Genomic DNA, 24717 nt, shown 5'->3' on the forward strand with positions numbered 1-24717 from the left:
GACCATGAAAAACATATCCGCTTCTACGAAGCTGTCGGAAAGAACGTTTGCAAATGCACCGGATACATTGCTGGAGCAGCAGGTTGACCATCTATTGGTGGCTGTTGAGCATGAACTCCGCAACGCGCCAGCCGGCACAGACGAGCTCAGCCTGATCAAAAAGCTTCAAGGCCCACCATGGAAGTTGATTGGCGCCCTGGAGTTTCATGACATTCAAAAGCTCTACCCGGTGCACTTTTTGCTATTCCATGTACTTTACCGCTTGAGGGATACCCTCGCAGAAACCGGAGAAAATCTGTACATATCTCCTTTGCGTATCGGTATTGAGCCTCAAGATATTATCGGCGGGAAGGGTCTGCCCGGGGCAGTGGACAGCCTTCGCAGTTTCTATCTGGATTTATCGCAATATGAGCTACCGGAAGAAACGATTCAGCAAATGATGGATGACTTCTGGGAGGGACGAAGCGGTTGCAAACCCAGTAGCAAAGAGATTCTACAAGCCGCCCGAGTTCTCGGGTTCGATTCTGTCCCCGATCGTTTTCACACGGTAAAACAGGCGTTTCGGCGGGCGGTGATGCAAGCTCACCCCGACCGTGGTGGCGAGACAGAAGCAATACAGTCACTAAACGAAGCGTTTGCCATTCTGAAGGCACACTTCAGTCAGATTTTGGAGCACTCATGATCGCACGAAAACCCTGGAAATCAGCAGCCCTGATCTCACTCTTTCTGGCAAGTTTTGGCGTAAAAGCCGATCTCGTCGTACTTCAATATCACCACATCAGCGAGTCTACACCCCCATCAACCAGCACCTCTAGCTCACTGTTCAATGCACAATTGGACATGGTCACCGAGCTGGGGCTTGAGGTTGTTGATTTGCATAAGGCCACAAAGGACATTTTTTCCGACAAGCCGTCGACGGACCAACGCATCGCTATCACCTTTGATGATGCCTATGAGTCTGTATACAGCACAGCCGCAGGCATCCTCCAGGAACGAGATTTGCCATACACTATTTTCGTCGACACGGCCGCCATCGGAAAACACGGCTACATGACCTGGGCACAACTACGGGAACTGGCGACACGAGACGGCGTAAGCATCGCCAACCACACTGCAGGGCACGGCCACCTGGCACGAAAACCGGACGAGACGGAGTCAGATTGGAAAAAGCGGATAACCCACAGCCTGGATACCGCACAAGCTGAATTAAAACGGAGACTGGGAACCGACCTGCCTGTATTTGCTTATCCTTATGGTGAGTTCGATGAAGCTCTTGAAGCAGCTGTCGCGGAACGAGGCTGGTACGGTTTCGGGCAACAATCAGGTGCTATCGGCCCCCTTACCGGAACAACCCGCTTGCCCCGATTTCCCATGGCCAATGCCTACGGGCAGCTCAACGGGCTGAAAGATAAATTAAACAGTAAAGCTTTCCCCATAGACACAAACAAGCTGCCTGACGGAATCGTGCGTGCCAACCCTCCGACCCTTACTTTGCCGTTGGTCGATGACATTAAGCCCACTAGGCTCACCTGCTTTGCTTCGGGCATGGGGCGGATCGATTTTAACGTGTCTGGCGACAGTATCGCGATTAAGGCACCCAAGCCCTTCAATAGCCGACGATTCCGCTATAACTGTACCCACCCGGCTAAAGAGGGTGGCTTTTACTGGCTTTCACAGCAATGGTTGGATTTGAGCAAACCAGAAGACTGATCGGTTTTATTGTAGAGCGTCTACCATGTCCAGACCCATTTCACCGGTGCTGACATGGGGTATTTTTCGAGGGCCCCGGCGGGTTTCAGTTACCGTTTGGCCTTCGAGATCCTCACTGCGGGTAAAGACAAGCATCCAGCGCTCCGCACCGGTGCTGGAAAATGCAATACGAGCTTCCAGATAACCTCGGCGGTGCCAGTTCTCCGGCACAAAATCCGACACCAGATCCGTTACCAACCGCACTGGACTCAAGTTGCCATCAAGAAACAGCACCGAAGGCGCAACCACGCCCGCACTGGCATAGGAACGCAAACGAAGCAGCTGCCCTTCAGTTTGATCTCCTTGAGGCAATGAAATCAGCTGATAGGGGCTCAAGCCTGTCAGGAACAGGTGCTTAGGGGAACTGTCCTTCAGGTGTACGCCAAATTCCCGGTTTTCCTGCCAGCGTTCATGATCTTCGGTGTCCAGCGTCTCGCAGCAGGTTTCGGAAAAACGGCTCAGGTAGTCATCGCCAGTGTCCTTGATGCCAAGAATGGCAAAGGCATCAGGATCGTGCCCGGCCACCGGTTCAGCTGCAATAAGAGTGTCGCCGGCGCGATACACTTTTGCAGGGGTTGCCCCGAGCGGAGGAGCGATAAACCCTTTTTCCTTATCGGTTCGGGTATCTGGCTGGTAATAGGTATTTCGCACGGTGCCATCGGCGTCGCGCCAGGTAAAATAAGGTTGTTCATCCCCTTCACGCACATAGCCCCGGCGCCGCAACACTTCTGCATCTGGATAATTGGCCGTTGTAAACTCGTCAGCGCCGGCAGACTGGCTGACCGGCTGTTCCTTGGCGGGCTCCTCCACTATGGGCGAGTACCGCACGCGACCCTGCTCATCAACCCAGGAAAAATAGCCTTCCCTGTTTGATACGGTTGAGCCACCAATCTGGCAGGCGGACAACATCGCACCAAGAATCAGACAAGCAGCGGCATGCAGGAATCTATGTCTGTTCACTGATACGCCCTTTTGAGCACGAAACAGCGTGCCGTCAGAATTTTTTCCGGAAACTGATACCCGCCATAACAACGCGGAGAGATGTTTTCACATCCAGCCCTGCGTAGGGGTTATAGATAATATTGGTTATGTTATCGCAGTTAATATTACAACTGGTGTTTGCCGGAATCGTTTCGATCGAGTGCAGATAACTGAGATTCATATCAATTTCTGTATTCTTGTCCCATTTGTATCCCATTCCGACACTGTACAGGTTTGCGCCGCCAAACGGAGCCATAACCGAGCGCTGGTCATCCGGAATCACCGAGTCACGAATCTCAACACCCGCCCTCAAATCGAGCCGCGAGGAAGCATGAAATTCTGCACCGAAGGCCCAGTTCCACTGGCTGGTGAAACCCAACGGTAACTTGAGTGTGTTCGGCGTGGCATTGTCCGGAGACAGAATTCGCGCAGCGTTCAGAAACTCAAGATTACGATCAAAACGGAACAGGAATGCATCCCACTGCGCGTAATCAGTCCAGCCAATGTCGGCGTTCAATGTGAGTTTCGGATGTACATCCACACTGATGCCTGTTTGAAAATGCTGCGGATAAACAAGATCCATGCTGACGTTGCCGGCCTCTCGTGGCGCCCCGGACGGCAGGCTGAGAATGGCTGAGGTAATAGCGCCCAAAACCGATCCGTTTACACTCTGCCAGAACCCGGACCAGTCGTCCGTGTACTGAATCTCGAAGGTGCCTTTCATGTTCATTTCAGCTTCGGAGGTATAGCTTGCGCCCCAGGCAAACCAATCTACCGGCTCCCACATAACCCCAAGTGTGTAGGTAGGTGAAAGGCTGTCCTGAACATTAAGCGACAAAGCACCTATATCGTCCCAGGGGCCCACGTTACCGCCACAAAGAGCCAACCAAGGCTGCAATGGCTCATCGCCACTTTCGCAATTAAATGCATCCTGAAGGATCTCGGCAACACCCAACAGCATGTTAGGCGCCCGCATATACTGATCGGCCGCAATCCCCATGTGCGACAAGTGAATACCTGCACCCACAGACCACTCATCATTAACTTTGTAACCTACTGTCGGCGAAAGGTAGGTCGTGCGCTGCAATGCAGCGGCTTGGGGCTGATAGCGGCCCGGATCATCTTTATCACGGTAGAAACCGGCCGCCATGGGCAGGTAGAACGCATTGGCAAACGTCAGTTTTGAACCAGGTGGTGTGATGCTGAAACCCGCAGAAGGCGCAATCGCAGGCCCGGGCGGCGTGCGCACAATTCCAAAGCCGGGGACGTAGAGCGCTACGTTGTTGGAGTGACTGTGAGTGTTAGCAACAGGATCCCGCTGTTGGCCAGTATTCGGGTCTATTTCAGTGCCATCAATGCCGAATATTTCATAGCCTTCCGGGGCGGTAAAATCAGCGTCAACATCCAGATAGACACCCAGCAGGTTGATTTCAAACTGGCGACCTTCCAACCTGGTCAAACCGGCCGGATTGAAGTGAACAGCCATGATCCCCGGGGGGTCGGCTGTAACCGCATTACCCAGAGCCAGAGCTTTCGGGTGAATAGTCAGGTTCTGCGCCAACTGGGCCTGTGCACCACAAGAAAGTGTCGTGGCTATCATGGCCGCGAGAAGCTGGCGCTTGTGGCTGTTATGTCCCATGAAATCCTTCCCTTCCCTTTAAATCGTCAGCGGCGCCAATCACTCTTTGAGGCCGGAGAAGTTAATGGGTAGGGACACGCCCAGGGAGAAATCCGGGGCATCCTCAGTCAGACCAATACCAAGGCTTGTGTTCACTATTGTGGTATCGCTGACCCGGGTTCCCAGAGACATACTCAAGAAACCGCTCATTTGGTCCTGGGCCATTGCCTGGTCACCATTGGAGAATATAAGGATAGTCTCGTCGCTATAGCTCAGCTGCGCTGAGATACTCAGGGAGATATCGTAAGAGAGCGAATAGGCAAAGCCGGCGGAACCGGAAAGACTGAAACCTGGCTCAACTTCTTTCAGCAATCGCGCACCACGAACCTGCTGTAAATCTTCTGCAGGCAGGTTGTAGGTGACACTGACAGACCCGAACACGACAACCGGATCAAGCACCTTCGACAGGCTTGCGCCACCGCCAATAGAGTAATAGCCGCTGCCGGTTGATAGCTGTTCGTTTATATCGATCTCGTATGGGCTCACACCCGTTTTGGTGCTAAATGTACCGAACAGGGTTGTCGACATTTTGCCGGGCACATAAGCAAAAGGCTGCCAACGCCCAGTAAAGGAGATGTCACCGAAATCGTAGGTGTTCAGTTCATCCTGGGTGTCGTACTTTACGACTAGGGGAATCCGTGTGCCCACCGTGAAGTTGTCCAATAACCCATAATCGTAGGAGAACGAGTTGGTGAAGCTGTGGGTTGCCGAAGGAACCACATCCAGATTGCGCACCGAGCCATTTGTAATCGCAAGATCCAGACGTTGATCAGCTGTATAGGTATAGTCAAACGAGTAGTTAAGGGAGTGACTGCCTTTCTTCTGCAAGGAGTAGTTTTTCTCCGCAGCCTGAAACACTTCTTCAAGCTGACGCGACGAATCTTCATCACCATCCTGTTTTGCGAGCGCATCCCTCGCCTGGCCTACATTGTTATCCTGCGCCAGGGCTGTGCCCGGAAGCAAACCTGCCGCGGAAACAAGGATAAGACCTCGCACAAACCAACGATTCATCCTGACTCCCTTAATTTTTATTGGTAGTAGTCCTGCGCCGGGCTCAGTGCCCGACAATTTTTAGTTGCGACGGTAGTGCAATTGTTTTCTTGTATTCTCAACACTGCCGTCCGGATTGTTTTTCTGCCTTTCAAGCATGTTCTGAATGCGCCTGGCTGTAGCCTCATGGAACTCAGGCATGCGCTCTAATGCCAGCAACGTCATGGTTTGATCGTCTACAAAACGTAGATCCTCTTCCTTGAGCTCAAGGTTATCCAGTGGTTTGTCACTACCCGGAAATACGATAAAGAGCACGTTGTCGTCCCATTTCTCTTCGAACTGGGCGAGCGTGAAAGACAGGTTGCCCACCGCAGGATCTGCCATATATACGCGGCCGTCACGAATGGTTCTGAGCACAACAAAATGCTTGAAACCGGCATGGTGGATAGGAACGATAGCCGGGTGGTCAAGGTCAATCAGATCATCAATCGTGGCGCGAAAACCGCCAGACGGATAACCCAAGGCTGTTACAAGGCGTTTCATGTCGAGCATGGAGAAGGCGCGACGCGACACAATGCGTTCGCTTTCGCCATAATGCAGCAGGCCTTCCATAACTTGGCGCTCCGACAGAGTGCGCCCAAGATAGAAGTTCAGAATGGTGGTCAAGGCCGCACTGCCACAGCTGTAGTCATAAGCCTGGCGAACAATATTGCGGAACTTCTGCTCAACCAGCGGCTCAACCCGAAAACCGGTGAGTAACTCCACTGGGCTGGAATCGACCTTTTGCTCGATAACCACAGCACCCTTTTCAAAGGGCTCGACCACAGTAGCTTCCTGCACTATGGCGAATGTAAGAATGGATCCAGCGAGCACCAGCAGCATGTCAGACGAAATCCCTGTTTTTGTTATCCATGAGATTTTTTGGATTACATATTGTTACGGCAAGATACCGAAATAGCGGAGAGTTTAAAGATAACTGTGCCTCAAATCTGGTGCTGCGGGGGTGCGGGTGCGAGACAAGCTGCACCCGCACATTGTTCAGATGGTGAAAATAAAATCCATAAGCAGGTAGCACAGCAGAGTAACCACCACTATTCCGATGATATTCAGTGCAAACCCCGCACCGATCATATCCCCTATTTTCATGTGCCCACTGGAGAACACAATTGCATTAGGCGGTGTCGCGACAGGCATCATGAACGCGCAGCTGGCGGCAATCGCCGCTGGAATGGTAAGCAGGAGTGGCGATAACTCCTGAGACAGCGCCAGTGCTCCCAAAAGAGGCAGGAAGGCAGCAGTAGTTGCCGTATTGCTTGTTACTTCCGTAAGAAAAATGATCACTGCGACCACCAGCATGATCATTACGATCAAGGGCAAGGCACTTGCAACCCCCATGCTTGCCGCGATCCAGCTTGCCAACCCTGAGCTGCTGATTACACCTGCCATGGCAAGACCGCCACCAAACAGCAGAAGAACACCCCAGGGTATCTCCTTGGCGGCATCCCAATCGAGCACGAACGTCTGTTTCCGTACATTCACCGGAATAATGAACATGGCAATGGCCGCTGATATGGCAATGCCCGTATCGGTCAGCCAGGGCATGATGTTCGCAGAAAGTAGCGGCCTGAATATCCAGGCGCCGGCAGTCAACACAAACACCACAGCCACCAGTTTTTCACCACGGCTCATTTTACCCAGTGCCTTAAGCTCATCACGTATGGTCTCGCCCGCGCCTTCTTGCGACTTGAGGCCAAAGTCCTGGCGGGTGAGCCACCACCAGATCAACACCAGCATAACCGTCGCAACCGGCACACCGAGGAGCATCCATTGGGCAAACCCGACTGACACTCCCTGAGTCTCACTCAAATAAGCCGCCAGCAGCGCATTAGGTGGCGTCCCAATGAGCGTCGCAATGCCGCCAACACTGGCAGAGTAGGCTATGGCCAGCAACAGCGCCGTGGCATAACGCTGCACATTCTCCGGCTGACCGTTGTCCATCATGCCAATAACCGACAGGCCAATGGGGAGCATCATGATTGCTGTTGCCGTATTGCTGACCCACATGCTCAGAAAAGCCGTTGCTAGCATGAAACCCGCAATCTGCCGTTTTGGCTCGTTACCAACTGCCTTGAGCGTCATCAGTGCAATACGGCGATGGAGGTCCCAGCGCTGCATCGCAAGGCCAAGGGTAAAACCGCCCAGAAAGAGAAAGATGATCGGATGTGCGTAAGGCGACGTTGCCTGAGAAATACTCCCCAAACCAAGTCCGGGTACCAGCACGATTGGTAGCAGAGCCGTGGCGGGGATCGGAATGGCTTCCGTTGACCACCAGGTGGCCATAAGCAGCATGAGGCCTAATGCCGACCAAGCTTCAGGTGTCATGGATTCGGGCGGTGGTAGAAGCACCGTCATCAGGAGAAATCCGGCACCGAGCAGCAGACCAATAAGTTGGCTTAAGGGATAGCCGTGCGAGCTTTCTGATGCGGGTTGTTGTTCATGCATACGAGCGCCCCATTTGACTCCACTCCGTTTCAACGTTGGTTTTCACAGAGTATCAAATATAGCGCGGCGACGGTCCAGAGCCGTCGCCTAAACATGGAGCCTTCAAGAGCCTTCGGCTGAGATAAAATAATCTCAGCTGGACAGCAACTCAATCGGATAGCGAATCGTTGTTCTGTCTACCCCTGGCCTGGCTCCGAAATCCACCAGCAACAGGCGGTTGCAGATTTTGTTCTCCAAACCAGGCTCACCCAGCGTCGATTCGACCACTGAGCAGCGGGATACACTGCCACTGGATTCAATCACTAACTCGGGCGTAATACTGCCCTGCAACGAAGGTTTACGGCGAAGTTCACGGTTGTAGATGCTGTAGATGGCGGATTTGTTCGCATCCATGGTGCGTCTGAGCTCTTCTTTGCTGCGTGTGCGGGAAGCGGTTTCCTGCTTTTCACGCCGCACAGCTTCTTTGGCTTCGGCAACACGGGTTGCGTCCGCCACTTCTGCCCTCTCACGCTCTACCAAGGCAACCTGACGGCTCTCACGCTCAAGCGCGGCATCGTTCACACCTGCACTGCGTGCATTGGCCGTCGCTCTCGCGGCCAGGGTATCTTCCGTTTTCCGCGCAATGGGTTCAGCGGTCCGTGTCACCGGTGCATCCAACTTGATGGAACTGGCCAGTGTGTTGAGCTTGGCAAGCTCACTGCCCATGGCCAGAATACCTGTGTTCTTTGCTTTTTCGCGGGCCTTGGCTACGGCTTCAGGCTTTGGTGCTTCTTTCACTTCGGGCTTAGGCGGCAACAGCTGGGGCTTTGGCTCCGGCTTAGGTTCGGGCTTGGCCACTTCAACCGGCTTTTCTTCCGGCTTTATTTCAGCTTTTGGTTCCGGCTCCGGCTTTGGTTCGGGCAAAACCGGCTTCGGTGGTTCCTTTTTCTCAATTACCAGCTTCGCCAGCTGGGGTGGCAGGGCTTCACGCTCCTGCCGATCCTTCTCTGGCAACTCGATCCAGCTCACATAACCGGCAAACACCACAAATAGAGGCACTACAAGCAGCGCAATGGAAAGCAGCCGCCTGCGTTCCCCGCGCTCACCACTCCACGGCAATCCGTACCGATTTTCTGACAAGTTCTGGGTCGACTGCTGGGTCATGCTCCGGCTCCCTCTTTTGTCTGCTGGTTAACCGCCAAAGATATGCTGGCGTATCCCGCATCCACACAGGTAGACATGATCTTTTTGAGCAAATCGTAGGGCAGTTCGCGATCAGCCAAAATGGTAATCGCTCGCCCTTCTTCAGGTGCCGGCTGACCGGATCGGCTGGCCTGATAGTCCAACTCCTGCTTGAGACCAGGCTCAACCTGCCCCTCAAGTGCCTGCAACGTCTCCCGCTTGATGACCAAACGCCCGTTTACCAGGATATCCTGGTCGGTTACGGTCAGCGCGAGCACATCCCCCGGTGGTTGCACGGCAGAGGAATCAGGCAATTTAATGGTGCTGCTCTGGTTGAGTACCTGCACATCAGACGAAGAGTTAACCATCAGGAAGAACACTAGAATCGTAAAGATGTCCATCAACGACACCAGGTTCATCTTGCTCTGGTTCTTGTTGCGTCTGTGGTGACGCTTCTGGCGACGGGCTTTTGCTGACTCTTTCACGACTGCCCTCCTGCCTTTTCTGCGTCTTCAGCAATCTCGACAGGTGCATCACCCAAAGAAATTTCCGGAAACAGCTCCGCCTCTACCAGGCTGCCTGCAACGACTGTGTCGTAGGAACGAACCGTATCCATAACGCTGACCAACACCTGATAGGACGTTTCCCGGGAAGGCATGATAATCACGTCCTTTTTCTCCGGAATACGGCTTTTAAGTTCTTTCATGACCTCTTTAAGGACAACGAAATCGTGCTCGCCTCCTTTCTGGTCAATGCTTTTGATAACGCCGCCCTGATTATCCGCAACCACCAGGTTGTCCGCGTGGATGACCACCTGTATTTGCAGCTCTTCAACCTGCTCTGACGCAAGACTCTCGCCAGTGGGAAAGTTGAGCTCAAGCACGCTGGTGTGTGCAAACACCATGTTCAAAAGTAGCACCGGCACCAGCACAATCATGAGGTTCATGAATGGCGTGATATCGAGATCCGGTTCGCTCTGTAATCGACGATGTTTCCGTCTCATAGCCCGAAATCCTTCAGCTGGTTATCAGGCCGACGCTGCCGCCGGGGCAGAAGAGGATGTAGCCTGAGGCTGAGCAGCCGGGCGAACACCGGAACCATCGCTAAGCAGGTTAAGCACTTTGATACCGGCCATTTCAAAGCTGTCTACAATTTCGTTGGTCTTGGTTTGCAGTACCGAATGAACCAACAGCATGGGAATAGCAGACATAAGACCAAATGCCGTGGTGTTCATGGCCACGGAAATACTCTGGGAAAGCAGGCTGGCTTTCTGCGCGGGATCCGCAGCAGCAACGGCCGTAAAGGCAGCAATCAGACCGATGATGGTTCCCAACAGACCAAGCAGTGTTGCGATATTGGCAAGCGTCGCAAGGTACTGGGTGCGCTTTTCAAGGCGCGGCATTACATCCAGCAAGCCTTCTTCCATAGCGTATTCGATGTCTTCACGGCCCTGTCGGCGTGCCAGCCTCTGCAGGCCGTAACCAATCATGGTGGACATGCCTGTACCGGACTCCTGAGCGTAATTAAGCGCGCCTTTGAAGTCTTTTTTCGCAATCATCTGGTGCAGGCGATTGAAGTCCCTGCGATTAGTGATCTTCTGCGCAGACAGGTAAACGTATCGCTCAATGGCTACTATGAGTCCGATAATCAGCACAACGGCGATCGGAAACATAAAAAAGCCACCTTCCTGGAAAAAGCGAACGGCGGTATCGATCATTTTTAGGGCACTCCATGGTTCAGTTTGGGAATAGTCTAAGCGCTAGGCTACTTCAAAGGGGTTAAGTTTGCGGGGCTCTATGTTGCGGTTTGTTGTAGTTTGCACTCGAACACAGAAACACTGTGACGCACATCTCACTGGCAGGTGGATTTCACTGTGGCTTCAAGGTGTTGCCTCTGCATTTTCCAGCGCATTCTGCTCAGCTTTGAAGACATCATGGTAGCGGACAAGCCGTTGAAACTCGTAACGATCCAGAGGGCTAAAAGCATGCTCCACCAACAACTGCTCATCAGGCGCTCTTAGCTCATCCACTTCCGGTGGTTGCCAGGGCACCAGGTACATCACTGTCGGCACCTCTTGGTCACCACGAATACGGGTGCCCTCAATGGTGACTATCCCTGATTCCTGCGCCTGAGCTGGCAATATGCAAAGCAATGACGAGGCTGCCAGCAGAAAAATTCTGACCATAGTTCTCATGCCTGTTGCCTCGCGTCAAATTCTGTTTTTTGCATCGAATATCCAGTCTTTCACTCTTGGATCCGGCTCTTCTGAGCGCTCTTTGTACTGCTCGTACAACGGCAGCGCCTGGGCTGGCTGGCCCAGATATATATCCAGCAAAAACGCCAGATTCAGGAGCGCGGGCAAATAGTCAGGGTTTACAGCCAGTGCTTCACGGTAACGTTTTTCAGCCAAGGGGAAATCGCCAGCGTTACGGGCAATAACGCCAAGGTTGTTGAGGGCCACCGGGTGTTTGGGGTTCAGAGCGAGAACCTGCTCAAACCGCACCCGGGCAAGCTCCATATCACCGGACTGCATCAACAACAGCCCCAGATTGGCAATAGGGCCGCTTCGTTCCGGATGCTCCTCTGCCATTTGCTCAAAGCGGGCTCTGGCCTCGTCAGAGTCTCCGTTTTCCATTAACACAACCGCTTCTGAAAAAGCCTTCTGCAGGCGTGCCTCCGATTCCGCTGTAACGGCAGCATCATCAGGCGCAGTTGTGCGCTCCGGCCCTACCGCACAGCCCGTGAGCAGCAGAAGCAACATAAGCGCCGGGTTCAATTTTTTAACCCAGATCATGGACAACTCCGGCGGTGACTTCGGGTTTGTTGTAGCGGCCAGGGAGCAGGCGACGTAAGGATTCATAACTGCGTTTCACCCATTCATCAAAGATACCTTCACGGGCCCTGCGGATATTCTGTTCATGGATATCAATGGCATTGTCTTCGAACGGATAAGCCTGCTCTTCCAGCAACAACTCATATTGAGATAGTTCCAGCTGGCTGAGCCCTTCCGGGCGCTCCGAATCCATCAAATCTGCGCCCAGACGACTGTAAATATGGGCAATCTGATAGCCCGCTTCTGTGGCAAAGGATGAAATACCGTAGCTGGCGGTTTTCTGATAAGCGCGCACGGCCGCCTCAAGGGCATTGGTTTTGGCCACCATGCTTTTATTCAGGGGCAAGGTCAGGCGGATACTGTCGTAGCGGACCAGTGCATCCCGCGCCAGGATTGCGGAGGCAGACGCCGCCAGATAGCGCATGCGGTCATCGGCAGCCCCTGGGCTATCATCCACTTTATCCATCTGCCGGTTCAGCCAGTAATTACGTTGCTCAATGTCGCCCTCGGTTGCGTATAGTTCGCCCAAGCGGTTGGCAGCTTCCATGTACGCATCCGCAGGTTCAGGATGCCGGTTTGCGTACTGGCGCCAGGTATCAATTGCCTTGGTGTTGTTACCAGCCCGGTCATAGAGCTCTGCTGCAATTTGCAGATTTTGCCTGCGCTCCTCTGGCGTGGTCGCCATGGCCACCATGAGATTCAGCTCATCGCCGGCTTTCTCCCACTGTTCGGTTTCCCGATAGGCGAACGCGAGCTTTGCGGGCACCGTATTAACCAACTCATGCTCGGGAAAGCTTGAGCGGAAGCCAGTCAACACACTAATCGCCTCGCCCCATCGTGCAGAGCTTATCAGCAGCGATGCCGCATCATATTGTGCATTGGCGTTCAGTACGGACGCAGGCGCAACAAAACCTACCCTCAGATACTCGCTAACGGCGGCATCTGTATCGCCCGCTTGGGCAAACTGCTCCGCCTGGCGGAATACCGAGGCCGCCATATTTTCCTGTACGCCGGGCCGCCGTTGGTCTTCGGGGGGCATCATAGCAAGGGCATCGCGGTAGGACTGTTCAGCCTCGCCATAGCGTGCAAGCTCAAACAGGCTGTGGCCCGCAAGCAACAAGGCTTCGGTGACCAAAGCGGGATCTGCCGCTGGCTGCCAGGTAGCCAGGCGCCCGGCCATAGGAATCACTTCTTCAAGATTCTGCTGGTCATACTCCCGCTGCAAGGCAATGTAGTAGACACCTGGCGCGCGCGGGTCTTCAGGATAGGCATTCACAAACCTGAGGCGGTTGAGCTGCTGCATTTCCTGCAACGCGAACAGGTTTTCAGTGGTTTCATTCATCCAGGTGCCTGCGTACTCACGGAATGCCAGCACTGAGGCATAACCTGCTTCGGCAGCCCTTTCCGGCACTGTTCCAGCTGCCGGGAAATCATAGGCAACACGCTCAAATGCCTCGATAGCATCTGGCCATTGCTGAAGCTCCACATAGGTTTCTGCAAGCAGGAACAAGCGCTCAGGTGTGCGAGGATGATTCGGGAAGGTCGCCGCAAATTCAGAGTAATAGGCTGCTGCCTGGCGGTAGTGTTGATCCGCATTCAGGCTTTGCGGATCCCTCCGCGCCTCCCCGGCTAACAGGTAATGGCGATCAGCCAATTCAGGCAGGAGGATTTCAAGCTGAGCCTCAATGTAGGCCAGGGTTTCAGGATTCGTTTGCGGCCAGTAGCTGCTATAGATGCCGTAATTTTCTATAAATGCAGCTTTACGGGCTGGAATAGCCTTGTCGAAACCGGCAAGTTCCAGGGTATCAATGGCTCGCATGTGGTAACTGGGCGCCCATGGGCTATCCGGGTGGTCTTCGATATAAGCATCAAACACTGCAACAGCGTCGCTATATCGCTCCCGGCCAATCAACAAAGTGCTGTAGCGATCGTAAACCAGAATTTCATAGGGCCGGCTTCCGGCTTCCCTGAAAAGCGCTTGCAGGGTTTGAGCGCCATCAAGATAGGACAACGAAAGACCCATAACACGGAACAAGTCTTCCGTAAGTGTTTGATAGCGTTGCTCTGGCGCATCTGCGGCCTGTTCAAGCGGCATGATCAGATCCAGCACTTCAATGTAACTGAACAGCGCCTGTTGGTAGTCAGCCTGTTTGAACTGACTCCACCCCTTCATGTATTGGGCATTCATCAGGAAGGACGGATCGGCATTGCGCTCTTTGCTCGCAAGAGTGACCTCATCAAATGCCTGCTCCGCTTCCCCGTAGCGGCCATTGATAAACAGGATATCCGCCCGCCGGAATTGAGCTTCTACCCAGTGAGCTGAGCCCGGATACTGTGTTACCAAGGTATCTAGCGCCGCTAACTGCTCACCCGTCATGCCGCGCATCTCCCAGGCTCGGGCTAACTGGTAGTAAATCTGATCATTGCCCGCGCGCTCCGGATATTCCGCCAGCAAACCGGTGTACGCATCAATGGCTCCGGAGAGATCATCCTCTGCGGAATCCGTCATCAGGCGCTCCGCCCGGGCGAATTCGAGATCCGCGAGCCGATGCCGAATGGCGACCTGCTTTAGTGGGTCATCTACTAACGGCAACAAATCCCGGTAACTCTGCATGACAGATTCGAGAGAGACACTGTCCACTGGTACCTGCTCAGACTGGACCTCAACAACTGCCAAACCCGTATCAGGCTTCCGATTTAAAGGGCTCAATGATGCGAGGGTTCCCGGCCGGGCCGCAGGCATTTCACCATCGCCCTGCCCCAAGCCAAGGGTTTGACATCCTGCCAACAACAAAGCTGACAGTAACGGGGCCAAAGCCGCAAACGCACCACGGCTATCAAGACGTGTATTGAGGTGCCGACTAATCATTCGTCGCCTCCACACCCGGATCTGCCCTGAACAACTGGTCCGCCAGCCGGGCCTGTGCATGGCGAGATGCAACCCGGTAACGCCGTAGTTCATTGCTTTGTTGTTCCAGCGCATTATCCAACCGGCTAATGAGGATGTTTCTTGCCTGAACCAACGCGTCATCTACTTGTACTTTAAGCAATTGGATCTCGGCGGCGTTATTGGCAAGTCGTCCTGCAAGTTGAATATGTTCGTTGTCGCCTGCCATCAACTGTTCTATGTCCGATCGCTGTGTTTGAAGCTGCTCCATTTCCGAGCTCAACTCACGAAGCTGCTTCTGCGCGGCCCAACGGTTTACGCCGTAATCATTAGCGACACTCCAGTCAAGGGAGGCCTTCATCCTCTGGTACTTTTCTCGCTGCCGGGCTGTGCTCTGGTCGTCCGGAAGCTGAGCAAGCGTAGCCGCGACCTTGCCCAATCGGGCTTTCAGGGCTTTCTGCTCCGTTGTCATGAAGAATTCGGCGTCTTCCTTGGCAAGGGCTCTTTCAATTTCTGTCTGGAACGAATTCAGGGCCTCTATCCACTCATCCGGTTGTTGCTGCGCCAACTCAAGCCCTGCTTCTTGGCTTCGGCTCTCCCGTTGCACCCGCCGGGTTTTCAGCATGGTTTCAAAGGTGCTGAGCTGTTGTTCCCGCTGCGCCAGCAATGCTTGCATCCGGTAAAGCTCATTGAGCTCCCCAAGAGCCTGCTGGAATGGCTCTGTTGCGAGCACTTCTGAAAGCCCGAAATCGGCAGGCGTTACGCGAAGACGGCCGTAGGAGTCGGTAACAATTTCATCGTTGTCCCGATAAAAATTCAAACGTGCCATGAGGTTTTCTTCGGTCAGAGCTTGCCGGGCTGCAATCAGCTCCTCACCGCGAGCTTCGTAGTGTTCCGCAGCTTGGGTAAATGCTTGCAAGGCCGCACGGGGCTGCTTCATCTGCTCAAGCACATAACCCCGTGCATACGGAACCTGTTCTCTCCATGGCAAAAACAATTCTCTTTGAGAGAGTGCATCCAGCGCGTCCAATGCCCTTTGCATCTCGCCCTGACCGGCCGCTGCAACGGCATAATCGAAGAGGCCTCTGTCGGAAAACACGCCATCCAGGGGCATGGCTCCAAGCAGTGTTAATGCCTCATCAAATTTGCTATTCCTTAGATAAAGACGAGCAAGGGATAGCCGACTTTGATCCAGTAGGGCTCCGTGCTCGGAAATCAGATCATCGTTCGGGCTCTCATCGTCCATAACAGAAATGAGCTCTTGCAGACTTTGCTGTGCTGCGGTGAAATCATCGGCGGCGATGTCGGCCATGGCCAGGTTATAGTTCAAGTAGTGTGCCCAGGGGCCAGAGTGCTTCAGGCTTTTAATCAGAGTGTCATCGCCACCCGCGCTATCACTGAATTCCTCAGATATCATGGCCAACTGCGCTCGCAGGTATAGCCATTCTGCGTGTAATTCTGAGTCGGCTTCTTCCAGCAACTCTGAATCAACCCGCTGAAGATTTTCGTAGGCCAGGTGGTAATCACCCTCGAGATAGAAAACCTTGCCGAGATAAAACCAGGCCTGGCTGCGCACGTCAGGTGCGAGGGTGACGCGGGAGCGGCCGTGTTCATCTTCAAGCAATCGGATAAAGAGCTCACGGGCTTCACGAGTCATGCCGTAAGAGAGCATTAGCCCGCCTTCGACCAGTTCCGGATAATCGCCGTGCCCTCGGATTCCACCACGCTCGCGAGCCACATCCAGCAGGGTGAGCGCTTCAAACGCCTCGCCTTGGTGGTAGTTGTAGAGCACCCAACCATAGGCAGGGTCTTTGGCCCGCACTGGCGACTCTTCAGCAACAACAGCTGACACGCTGAGCAATAATGAAAGGCAGCCGGCGGCTACCGCAACCAGGCGTGTGCCTGTTCCGGTTTTATTCGGCTTTGAGCTGAATGCCACGGGTCGTGTCACTCCCACTCCACTATGGAAACCATGGGTTGGTAGTCTGACGAGCGATCCTCAATTCGAATTTCTAGTGCGGCTGTATCCGTGCCCTTTTCAAATGACAAAGTAGCCGCCTGTTTATAGGCGCGGTTGTTCGGACCAATGCCTTCTACGAAAGCCGTCACTTCGTGGGTTCCGGTTTTGAGGTTGCCGATGTACAAACGCTGCATGCCGCCGCGCTCCAGGGCTGTAACCTGGCTCTCAGTGTACAAATGGGAGGCGACAATATCGCCGTTCACTTTCAGCTTCACGGCGTCCAACTGCAGGAACTTACCCGCATCAACACTGAGAAATACCGCAAACTGCGTGCTTGCCGGGAACAACAGGTCTTCTTCCAGAATAAACAGATCACGGTTCAGGCGAATCACCTTCTTTTTGAGATCCTGAACACGTTCCGCAACCGCTTTACTGTCTTCTGCCGGGTCCGTTTCCGCAAACAGGCTCCCACTCATGAACAACATGAATGCAGCCAGCAGGCCAGCAACCAGTGTCTTTTGTGAATCCGTCATAATCAGGTTTCCTGCAAACTCAGTATTCGAGAATCAGCGATGCTCGGGTAACTAACGCATCGAATGAATAAAGTGGCTCTTGGCCAGGCACATAATTGCCCGGAGCGGTGACATCCCGGAAGTTGTCATAGTCGAAATTCAACCAATCCAGCAGCAGGCTGAACTGAAGCCGCTTGATACCCGGCAAGGATGTCTGCTTCCACTCATAAACCGCGCCTGTTCCAAAGGTTGTGCCCGAAAAAGAGCTCATTTCTTTGTCTCTCGCCAGATGGGTCTGTGAGTTTTCATAGGCGTAAAGGTCGCTGTAGAAATCTGCCTCGCCCTGGCTGTAGTAGCGCACCGACCCCTCCAGCGACCAATGTTGATTCAGAGCGTGCACGTAACCCAATTCAATGGTGTGCGCGTTAATACCCCAGGTGTCTGTGAAATACCGGTATTCACCGCGAATGGAGGCCCGGTAAGGCAGGTGGTAAATAGCCCGCGCGGCCACCGATGAACTGGTGCGAGTTTCGGGGTAACGCTCAGGCTGGTACAAAAACGCATTGGCGTTATTGGGGTCGAGATAACGATTCTGCCGGTAGGGGTTCTGCAAGAAGCCTTCGTCTGTGACTACTTCCAGGTCGAGCCCAACGAGCAAATTGCGAGTGAGAACCTGGCTAAAGCCCAACTGGTAGTTACGGCGATCAGCATCTTCACTGAAACTATTGTTGCCAAGCTTACCCACCTCATCCCAACCTGCCGCATACCCTAAGGTCACAGTGGACATTCCACCAAAGAACTCCTGGCTTACGGTGAAGTACAGGGTACTGGCCTCGTAATCGTTCTCTGAGCTGTTGGTAAATCCCAGGCTCATGATCGCCCGGTCATACAGGTAATCAACGCCCAGCGTATACTCCGTGCGCTCTTCTTCATAAGCACTTGCGGTGGCCAAAACGTCTACCGACGCTGCCGACACCATATCCACATAATACTGCCCCGACACAGACACCTGAGGCCCAACACTCTTGCGCGCCAGCACTACGGGGCCATCAATTACCATGCCGCCGCCGTCGTACCGGTGATAAAACAAATCCACGTTATCCACTGGCAGGGTTGCAGCCTGCGCAAACGAAGCGGCCAGCATAAGTATGATAAACAGCCAGGCCTTAGGCGCGCGCTCAGTTACAACCACAGCCACCTCCCGCGCCACCTTCTGCCCCACGGGCAGACTCCCTCGCCTGATATACGTGGTTGATGTAGGAGTCTGCTTTACCATGGCGGCTCAGGCTCATGATCGGGTCGGCCAGGCGATCCCTCTCATAAGGCTTAACCCAGGGCTCGACAGAGCTGCACCCGGCCGTTGCTGATAACAGCAGCGCCAATAACAAAGGCGCGATGATGGTCAGTTTGCGCATATTGCTTACCCGCTCGGGAATCACTCTCGCACCAGTTCTCTTATCTGGGCTTCGTACTCAACTTCGTAGCCTGGCTTGTAGCCATAGTGAATGTAGCGGGCATTGCCATCACGATCGATCATCACAGTAGTGGGCATGGCCGGCACTTCGTAAAGCTTGCTCACTGAACTTTCCGGATCGTACAAAATGGGATAGTCCACCGGCACCTTCTCCAGAAAACGCAAAGCCTCATCGCGGTTCTCATCCACGTTCACTGCAAGAATGGTGAAGCCCAGATCCTGATAGCGGCTGTAAATATCATCCATCAGAGGCATTTCCTGCCGGCAGGGGCCGCACCAGGACGCCCAGAAGTTGAGCATGACCACCTCACCGCGATGGTCTTCCAACCGGATGTTTTCTCCCGCTCGGCTCTCCAGAGTGAAGTCCGGAGCCGGGACATTGATGGCGTCTGCCTGAACGCTTATTGCAGCGCCGGACAAAGCAAGGGCCAGGGCTATGGCTGTAACCGGGTTATTCATTCAAATGGCTCCTGTGTTCAGAAAAATAGCGACAATCCGGTACGGATTTCAGTGTTCATGGAGGTTTTCTCCGCCCCTACCACATCAATACGGTAGTAGTGCTGGCGCACGCCGATATCTATGGCAAGGCTGTCTGTGAGCAATACCTGATAGCCAGCTCCGGCGTTAACGGTAAAGCGGGTATCACCGCCGAAATCCGTGGCGCCCGCGCCGGCAATCAGATAGAAATTGGTATTGAATGCGTAGTTCTCGCTAAAAAACGCCTGGCCGGGCAGAAGGTTATAGCCCAGGTTGATGTTGTAATAGCGATACTCTCGCTCGCTGTCGGTTAACACCTGCACGTTACCCGCCAGATTTTCAAAACTGGTTTGGCCACCTTCCGCGAAACCTATTCCTGCCTCGAAAAAGAAGGATTCGCTCAGGTGATAGGTAAGCTTGCCGCCATAGACAAACGACGATTCGAAATCTTCAATATTAATCACGCCCAGAAAGCCGCCGATCTCGAAGTTCTCGGTATCAATCAGTGCCTCATTGACCGGCACAGGTTTTACATCCGGCTCGATCAAAGGCCGATCATCACGTTCGGCACTCGCCTGCGCGAATACCTGAGGCGCAAACGCCATAACCTGTGCCAGGCAAAACCCGGTCAGAAAAAGATGCTTAGTCCGATTTTCCATTCTGTCGCTTCTTCGTTGGTTGATCGGCTGGTAAAGACTTTGTAGTCCTTGAACTCGGCCCGGATAAAATAACGCTCGGTGATGTACACCCGCAGTCCCAGGCCCGCATGCCCTACACTGTTATCTCGCTCTTCTGGCACGGCCAATGTTGCTTTGGGATCTACCCAGATATGCCCAACACCAAGGGTGAAGAACGGTGACACTCTCCACTGGGGGAATGGCTGGTGCACTATATTGGCATTCACCATGAGTATCTCCGAGGCGCTGCCCAGTACCTGCGAACCCCACACTTCCGCAGCGAGGTTGGGAGTGAACCAGTAGCCCCCGTAACCAGCGGTGACAGGGTTGTTTTCAAACTCCCCCATCAGAATTCCCGCTTCAAACGTGCGCTCGCTGAACGCCTTCCTATCCGGTACGCTGAGATTGACGCTTTCACCGGTTGCGTCCCGGGTTTGCGCAATCGCTGCAACAGCCACCCAACCTTCTCGGCCCTTGTTATCCCGCACTTTCATCCAGCCGGTTTTGCGTTGCAGCAGGGTTAACCATTCACCTTTTTCGCTGCTATGGAACACCGGATAACCAACAGCAGGGCCGGTGCGCCAGGCCACAAAAGGCTCGACAACCTGAACCCGCTGTTCGGGTTCATCACCGCCCCATAGCCAGCCAGCCCAAGCCGTCCCGGGTAAGCAGAGCATCAGTAACAGAATGGCAATGGGCATGATTGTGGTGTCAGGTCCTGATTAATTGTCTGGGGCGTCGAACGGGTTGTTGTAGTACTGAGCGCCCATGTCCAGCCACTCGGCAATCAGGCGCAGTTCGGCGGGAGACAAACGGCCATCGTGGGTGCCACCGGGCTTGAACGCCTCACGGAAACGAGTACTGGCTAGGGCTCCATTTACAGACATGCTTGCTGGAACCGTAATCGGAACAAGAATGGGCGTTGGCAGGCCAGTAACCTCATCCAGTATCGGATTACCCTCTTCGTCTCTCAGCACCTCGCCTGAATCAACCATTGTGTCAACTAGCACGCCCCCTGGATTTAGTTCCTGCGCGTTATCAGGAAACAGCAACTCCCGATAAGATTTAAAGTGCAGCGGGTTGGCATCGGAAGATCCGTTGGTTAGATCTAAGTTGGCCTCTGGAACAGCCTTTAAGTTTGCGTCAACAGGATCTGCTTCTGTATGGCACGAGGTGCAAGTGTGATCGTCTAATACCTGTCCACCCCCGTCGACAACTACTCGACTCACATTCCATTGCGGATGAATATGGGTTTCGTAATTGATCACTGCCCGGCAATTAGCTGCCCAGTCGTTTTCACAGGCGACGGAAATCGGCGGCGTTGTCTGCAGATTTTCATAAGCCATTGACCTATCTTCTGCACTGCTCATAAGATCCTCCCACTCATCATCCCTGTATATGGGATCAGGCAATGGCAGCCGAATATCCTGAGTTCGCGCATAAACCTCAGCCATGGTTTCGCCGATGCGATCCGTATACAAGCCTGGATCCGTACCCGGGAAAGGCAGCGTGATGGCACTGGCACCTTCCCACACAGACTCCGGGCCGGCATCGGGGCGCCCGTGGGAAACCGGTGATCCAGATTCATGACACCCTTGGCATTCCAAAGTTTCGCCGGGGCGAACCGACAACCAGTTCTGATGGCGCTCAGTGATTCTACGACCCTGACCATCCAATACGCTGATAGCAAACGCCACGTTGGCTGGTACGGCTACTTTTACCGAGCCATCGGGCTCTATGGGTACATAACCCAGAATTTCCCGCATCAATTGCCCACGGCTGCGGCCAAAGGCACTGTTATCAAAATCTTTCACATTCTCATCAGGCATCGATACTGGCTTTTCAAGGCGCAAGAATCGCGCCGGGCGCTGCACCGTTGGCGTGATAGAAGGATCCGCCATCGCTGCGATACCGTTTGGTGTTATATCGATGCCATCCATATCGTAAACGCTGCGAATATGCAGAATGCCATAACCGTCATCGGCGAGATCTGCGGCATCTCCCATGGGCTGATCGTCGGGAATAAACCCCTCCAGTGGCCGCTCACGCATCAGCATGGCTTCATCAAACTGTTCACCTTCAGAAGGCTCCACAACGGGTCGCTGGGTTCCGTTTGCCACATCCAGCAGCCATAGTCCGTATACCGGCGGCGCAGGTACGTAGGCATCAGATTCCAGGCGTTCCTCAGTGCAGTTCACAATACGGCCGGATGCCCTTTCGCTGAGCCGACAGGGTGTCCAACTAACCAGGTACCTTCCGGTTCCGTCCATAAGAGGTGAAATAGAGCCGTAGCGTCCATTTAGCGACAGTTGACCATCAAGCGTAATGCCCGGAATCAGTGGGCGTTGGCCGCCATTGCTGGCAACACCATCAATGCGCAATCCGGCTTCCACGTAGTTATGAATATCGACCTCAGCCGGTGCAGAAGCGTAATCGGTACTTTCAAAGGGACGCAATTGAACCAACACAGAGTTTGAATCGGTTTTCCGGGCCTTCAAGTACTGAACATTGCGTGCTCCGAGAACAGAGTCGTGGGAATGACGACCATACAGGTAGGAGAGCCCTGTACCGTCCGGATTCACCCGATACAGATTCACACCGTTGTTACGAGTCTGCCCTGCATTATCCCAGCGGCTGAATACGATAAACCCTTCATCGGTAACCAGTGGATCCAGGTCGTGGCTCTGATTAAAGGTAATTTGCTGAATGTTCTCACCATCGTCGTCCATGGTATGGAGAACGAATGCGGGAGCATTCCGGTTTTCATCCAGGCCGGCAAACTGGCCTTTGCCCTCATCCAACAAAATGGCTTTGGAAGCCCGCTGGCGGCTAGACGAAAACACTATTCGGCCATCAGGTAAATAAGCCGGAGCAACATCCTGACCAGCTTCGGCTGTTACGTTAGAGGTTATGATTCGGCGCAGGACATCCGCTACACGATCGTATTCCCAGATATTCCAGGTGGGCTGATCTTCGTCATCGGCATCTTCAATTTCCGGCGCCCGCATGGCAAAGAGCGCGCGGTTACCATCGTGGGAAACGTGCAGATCTTTTACGTCATACAACAGGCGGCCCGCATCATTGAGAAACCCAACGCCAGAAAAGGCCTGTGAAGACACATCCACAGCGCGGGCATCGATGGAGGCACTGTTTTTTACAAATAAGCGGGCGCCCGGGCGAAACCCGGAAGGGTCAGCCAGGTTGTCCTCTACCAACGCCCCACTATTGCTATCGAATAACAATGGTCGCTTCACATAGAGCACAGGGTTCTCGACCACCACGGGGTCTGCTTGCTGACTGTCTGCACTTGGTAAACAGCCTGAAAGCGTTACCAACAGACCGGAAAAAGCCAGCAAGCGGATGATCTTGATCGATTTGTGAGGCACGCGCCTTAGTCCCCTGGAAACAGTGTCACCGCAGTGAATATAGTGAATTCATGACATAAATTAAGTCTGTGGAACCGTGCACCTCCAGAGGCTTTACGTAAGTAATTGTAATTACGTGGAGCGCCCCACAAATTCCATGTTAATTGCAAGTATAAACTATTAACAATTGTCAAATTGGCCTAATGTGCCAAAGCTAAACCATTGAGGACGGCGACATGAAAGCCAAAGACAGGGTGCGACTCAACGCATTCAAGGCATGCAGTATGTCACTGCTGATTTTGCTGACTACTGCCTTTGCTTGCACAGCCAGTGCCGGGCCGCGGGAACAAGCCAAGCGGATTCACGACAGGATTGCAGGCGTACCTCCATCTGCCTCTGTACTTGATGACATGGCGCAGGATATTGCTGCCAACAGAAAGCTCGAAGCTGCATTTACTGCACTGGAAGATCCGGCTTTTTACAATGTAACGCTGAAAAACTTCGCAGCGCCCTGGACCAATGAGGCGATGACGCCGTTTGTCCCCCTGAACGATTACACCGCTACTGTGATCGGCCTGGTGCGAGATGATGCAGATTTTCGAAGGGTGCTGTACGACGACATTTTATACGTCGGCACCTGGAACGATATACCGGCCTACTCCAACTCGAACAACAATCATTACGAGAAGATCGAAGAACTTGGCCACGACCTTTCCGACAAACAAAATTTCCGGCCCGAAAGTCAGTCAGCCTTCACCGGCCTGCCAACGGACGCCACAGCCGGCGTAATAACATCTCGCGCAGCCGCCAGAGCCTTTTTCAGCGCAGGCACCAACCGCGCCATGTTCCGGTTTACCTTGATCAACCACATGTGCCGGGATCTGGAACAGGTGGCCGATGTGAACTTGCCCCCGGACAGGATTCGCCAGGACGTTTCACGAAGCCCGGGTGGCGATAGCCGTGTGTTCCTGAACAACTGCGTGGGCTGCCATACGGGGATGGACCCGATGACCCAAGCTTTTGCCTACTACGATTACGAATACAACCCGGACCGTGATCCTGATGGAATGCTTGGAAGACTCGTTTACAACACCGTTAACGACCCCGAGACTCAATCACGGGTGCAGGCCAAGTACCTCATCAACTCCACCACCTTTGCCCCCGGGTATGTCACGCCGGACGACAAATGGGACAACTACTGGCGCCAGGGCACCAACCGGCGGCTAGATTGGGATGGGAACTTGCCCGGTTCGGGTCACGGCGCAAAAAGTCTTGGTGAAGAGTGGGCACGTTCCGGCGCCTTCGCGGAATGTCAGGTAAAGAAAGTGTTCACGAATGTATGCCTCAGGCCACCCTCTACCAGCGCAGACCACACTCAGGTCGAAGCAATGGTGTCGAGTTTCAGGTCCCAAAACTACAATCTGAAGCAGGTGTTTGCCGAATCTGCTGTTTACTGTGCGGGGGAGTAACG

General features: G+C 53.7%; 23 protein-coding genes. 3 read left to right on the top strand and 20 right to left on the bottom strand.

Annotated features, from left to right (window positions below; all coding sequences use genetic code 11):
• Window positions 1–4 precede the first annotated feature (4 nt).
• Window positions 5–682, top strand: a complete 678-nt coding sequence (locus Q0824_RS03845; RefSeq protein ID WP_298447679.1) for a DNA-J related domain-containing protein — start codon at window positions 5–7, stop codon at window positions 680–682.
• Complete coding sequence (locus tag Q0824_RS03850; protein WP_298447680.1) at window positions 679–1710, top strand: polysaccharide deacetylase family protein; 1032 nt, start codon at window positions 679–681, stop codon at window positions 1708–1710. The genes Q0824_RS03845 and Q0824_RS03850 overlap by 4 nt, the downstream gene beginning before the upstream one ends.
• Before the next feature lie 6 nt (window positions 1711–1716).
• Here Q0824_RS03850 and Q0824_RS03855 read toward each other — a convergent pair whose 3' ends face one another.
• The 20 genes from Q0824_RS03855 to Q0824_RS03950 form a co-directional block, all read right to left on the bottom strand.
• Complete coding sequence (locus tag Q0824_RS03855; RefSeq protein ID WP_298447682.1) at window positions 1717–2709, bottom strand: MalM family protein; 993 nt, start codon at window positions 2707–2709, stop codon at window positions 1717–1719.
• A 34-nt stretch (window positions 2710–2743) separates the two neighbouring features.
• The gene (locus tag Q0824_RS03860) at window positions 2744–4369 is read right to left on the bottom strand and encodes an outer membrane protein transport protein (protein ID WP_298447684.1); all 1626 of its coding nucleotides are present in this window, start codon (window positions 4367–4369) and stop codon (window positions 2744–2746) included.
• 39 nt (window positions 4370–4408) lie between these two features.
• On the bottom strand, window positions 4409–5419 hold the full coding sequence (locus tag Q0824_RS03865; protein WP_298447686.1) for a transporter: 1011 nt from the start codon (window positions 5417–5419) through the stop codon (window positions 4409–4411).
• A 60-nt stretch (window positions 5420–5479) separates the two neighbouring features.
• On the bottom strand, window positions 5480–6280 hold the full coding sequence (locus Q0824_RS03870; RefSeq protein ID WP_298447687.1) for a C39 family peptidase: 801 nt from the start codon (window positions 6278–6280) through the stop codon (window positions 5480–5482).
• Between the two features lie 156 nt (window positions 6281–6436).
• Window positions 6437–7900, bottom strand: coding sequence for a DASS family sodium-coupled anion symporter (locus Q0824_RS03875; RefSeq protein WP_298447688.1), 1464 nt, complete (start codon window positions 7898–7900; stop codon window positions 6437–6439).
• 132 nt (window positions 7901–8032) lie between these two features.
• Complete coding sequence (locus Q0824_RS03880; RefSeq protein WP_298447690.1) at window positions 8033–9043, bottom strand: AgmX/PglI C-terminal domain-containing protein; 1011 nt, start codon at window positions 9041–9043, stop codon at window positions 8033–8035.
• Entirely contained in the window at window positions 9040–9546 is a 507-nt protein-coding gene (locus tag Q0824_RS03885) for a biopolymer transporter ExbD (RefSeq protein ID WP_298447692.1), read from the bottom strand. The genes Q0824_RS03880 and Q0824_RS03885 overlap by 4 nt, the downstream gene beginning before the upstream one ends.
• Window positions 9543–10064, bottom strand: a complete 522-nt coding sequence (locus Q0824_RS03890; RefSeq protein WP_298447694.1) for a biopolymer transporter ExbD — start codon at window positions 10062–10064, stop codon at window positions 9543–9545. The genes Q0824_RS03885 and Q0824_RS03890 overlap by 4 nt, the downstream gene beginning before the upstream one ends.
• A 24-nt stretch (window positions 10065–10088) precedes the next feature.
• On the bottom strand, window positions 10089–10778 hold the full coding sequence (locus Q0824_RS03895) for a MotA/TolQ/ExbB proton channel family protein (protein ID WP_298447696.1): 690 nt from the start codon (window positions 10776–10778) through the stop codon (window positions 10089–10091).
• 162 nt (window positions 10779–10940) lie between these two features.
• Window positions 10941–11246: a hypothetical protein gene (locus Q0824_RS03900; protein ID WP_298447698.1), complete on the bottom strand. Its 306-nt coding sequence runs from the start codon at window positions 11244–11246 to the stop codon at window positions 10941–10943.
• A 24-nt stretch (window positions 11247–11270) separates the two neighbouring features.
• Window positions 11271–11855 (bottom strand): tetratricopeptide repeat protein, encoded by a 585-nt coding sequence (locus Q0824_RS03905; protein ID WP_298447699.1) that lies wholly within the window; start codon window positions 11853–11855, stop codon window positions 11271–11273.
• Complete coding sequence (locus Q0824_RS03910; RefSeq protein WP_298447701.1) at window positions 11842–14763, bottom strand: tetratricopeptide repeat protein; 2922 nt, start codon at window positions 14761–14763, stop codon at window positions 11842–11844. The genes Q0824_RS03905 and Q0824_RS03910 overlap by 14 nt, the downstream gene beginning before the upstream one ends.
• Window positions 14756–16732: a hypothetical protein gene (locus Q0824_RS03915; protein WP_298447703.1), complete on the bottom strand. Its 1977-nt coding sequence runs from the start codon at window positions 16730–16732 to the stop codon at window positions 14756–14758. The genes Q0824_RS03910 and Q0824_RS03915 overlap by 8 nt, the downstream gene beginning before the upstream one ends.
• The gene (locus tag Q0824_RS03920; protein ID WP_298447705.1) at window positions 16729–17274 is read right to left on the bottom strand and encodes an AraC family transcriptional regulator; all 546 of its coding nucleotides are present in this window, start codon (window positions 17272–17274) and stop codon (window positions 16729–16731) included. Before Q0824_RS03920 ends, Q0824_RS03915 begins: the two co-directional genes overlap by 4 nt.
• Before the next feature lie 19 nt (window positions 17275–17293).
• Window positions 17294–18397 carry a DUF3570 domain-containing protein gene (locus Q0824_RS03925; protein ID WP_298449512.1) on the bottom strand — a complete coding sequence of 368 codons (1104 nt, stop codon included), beginning with the start codon at window positions 18395–18397 and terminating at the stop codon, window positions 17294–17296.
• Window positions 18398–18431: 34 nt separating this feature from the next.
• The gene (locus Q0824_RS03930; RefSeq protein ID WP_100639784.1) at window positions 18432–18668 is read right to left on the bottom strand and encodes a DUF4266 domain-containing protein; all 237 of its coding nucleotides are present in this window, start codon (window positions 18666–18668) and stop codon (window positions 18432–18434) included.
• Between the two features lie 20 nt (window positions 18669–18688).
• A complete protein-coding gene (locus Q0824_RS03935; protein WP_298447710.1) occupies window positions 18689–19186 on the bottom strand; it encodes a TlpA disulfide reductase family protein in 498 nt (165 codons plus the stop codon).
• Between the two features lie 17 nt (window positions 19187–19203).
• On the bottom strand, window positions 19204–19863 hold the full coding sequence (locus tag Q0824_RS03940; RefSeq protein WP_298447712.1) for an outer membrane beta-barrel domain-containing protein: 660 nt from the start codon (window positions 19861–19863) through the stop codon (window positions 19204–19206).
• Window positions 19833–20582 (bottom strand): SH3 domain-containing protein, encoded by a 750-nt coding sequence (locus tag Q0824_RS03945; RefSeq protein ID WP_298447714.1) that lies wholly within the window; start codon window positions 20580–20582, stop codon window positions 19833–19835. Before Q0824_RS03945 ends, Q0824_RS03940 begins: the two co-directional genes overlap by 31 nt.
• 21 nt (window positions 20583–20603) lie before the next feature.
• Window positions 20604–23267 carry a hypothetical protein gene (locus tag Q0824_RS03950; protein ID WP_298447716.1) on the bottom strand — a complete coding sequence of 888 codons (2664 nt, stop codon included), beginning with the start codon at window positions 23265–23267 and terminating at the stop codon, window positions 20604–20606.
• A gap of 215 nt (window positions 23268–23482) precedes the next feature.
• Between Q0824_RS03950 and Q0824_RS03955 the strand changes: the two genes are divergently transcribed.
• The gene (locus tag Q0824_RS03955) at window positions 23483–24715 is read left to right on the top strand and encodes a hypothetical protein (RefSeq protein ID WP_298447718.1); all 1233 of its coding nucleotides are present in this window, start codon (window positions 23483–23485) and stop codon (window positions 24713–24715) included.
• The last annotated feature ends 2 nt before the right edge of the window (window positions 24716–24717 follow it).

This window comes from uncultured Marinobacter sp. (genome assembly GCF_947488835.1).
Lineage (GTDB): Bacteria > Pseudomonadota > Gammaproteobacteria > Pseudomonadales > Oleiphilaceae > Marinobacter.

What these genes read in the sequence shown, in the direction of transcription:
- Q0824_RS03845 (WP_298447679.1), top strand. Translation starts at nt 5, where the DNA reads ATGAAAAACATATCCGCTTCTACGAAGCTGTCGGAAAGAACGTTTGCA.
- Q0824_RS03850 (WP_298447680.1), top strand. Translation starts at nt 679, where the DNA reads ATGATCGCACGAAAACCCTGGAAATCAGCAGCCCTGATCTCACTCTTT.
- Q0824_RS03860 (WP_298447684.1), bottom strand. Translation starts at nt 4,369, where the DNA reads ATGGGACATAACAGCCACAAGCGCCAGCTTCTCGCGGCCATGATAGCC.
- Q0824_RS03865 (WP_298447686.1), bottom strand. Translation starts at nt 5,419, where the DNA reads ATGAATCGTTGGTTTGTGCGAGGTCTTATCCTTGTTTCCGCGGCAGGT.
- Q0824_RS03870 (WP_298447687.1), bottom strand. Translation starts at nt 6,280, where the DNA reads ATGCTGCTGGTGCTCGCTGGATCCATTCTTACATTCGCCATAGTGCAG.
- Q0824_RS03875 (WP_298447688.1), bottom strand. Translation starts at nt 7,900, where the DNA reads ATGCATGAACAACAACCCGCATCAGAAAGCTCGCACGGCTATCCCTTA.
- Q0824_RS03880 (WP_298447690.1), bottom strand. Translation starts at nt 9,043, where the DNA reads ATGACCCAGCAGTCGACCCAGAACTTGTCAGAAAATCGGTACGGATTG.
- Q0824_RS03890 (WP_298447694.1), bottom strand. Translation starts at nt 10,064, where the DNA reads ATGAGACGGAAACATCGTCGATTACAGAGCGAACCGGATCTCGATATC.
- Q0824_RS03895 (WP_298447696.1), bottom strand. Translation starts at nt 10,778, where the DNA reads ATGATCGATACCGCCGTTCGCTTTTTCCAGGAAGGTGGCTTTTTTATG.
- Q0824_RS03900 (WP_298447698.1), bottom strand. Translation starts at nt 11,246, where the DNA reads ATGGTCAGAATTTTTCTGCTGGCAGCCTCGTCATTGCTTTGCATATTG.
- Q0824_RS03905 (WP_298447699.1), bottom strand. Translation starts at nt 11,855, where the DNA reads ATGATCTGGGTTAAAAAATTGAACCCGGCGCTTATGTTGCTTCTGCTG.
- Q0824_RS03910 (WP_298447701.1), bottom strand. Translation starts at nt 14,763, where the DNA reads ATGATTAGTCGGCACCTCAATACACGTCTTGATAGCCGTGGTGCGTTT.
- Q0824_RS03920 (WP_298447705.1), bottom strand. Translation starts at nt 17,274, where the DNA reads ATGACGGATTCACAAAAGACACTGGTTGCTGGCCTGCTGGCTGCATTC.
- Q0824_RS03925 (WP_298449512.1), bottom strand. Translation starts at nt 18,397, where the DNA reads ATGCTGGCCGCTTCGTTTGCGCAGGCTGCAACCCTGCCAGTGGATAAC.
- Q0824_RS03930 (WP_100639784.1), bottom strand. Translation starts at nt 18,668, where the DNA reads ATGCGCAAACTGACCATCATCGCGCCTTTGTTATTGGCGCTGCTGTTA.
- Q0824_RS03935 (WP_298447710.1), bottom strand. Translation starts at nt 19,186, where the DNA reads ATGAATAACCCGGTTACAGCCATAGCCCTGGCCCTTGCTTTGTCCGGC.
- Q0824_RS03940 (WP_298447712.1), bottom strand. Translation starts at nt 19,863, where the DNA reads ATGGAAAATCGGACTAAGCATCTTTTTCTGACCGGGTTTTGCCTGGCA.
- Q0824_RS03945 (WP_298447714.1), bottom strand. Translation starts at nt 20,582, where the DNA reads ATGCCCATTGCCATTCTGTTACTGATGCTCTGCTTACCCGGGACGGCT.
- Q0824_RS03955 (WP_298447718.1), top strand. Translation starts at nt 23,483, where the DNA reads ATGAAAGCCAAAGACAGGGTGCGACTCAACGCATTCAAGGCATGCAGT.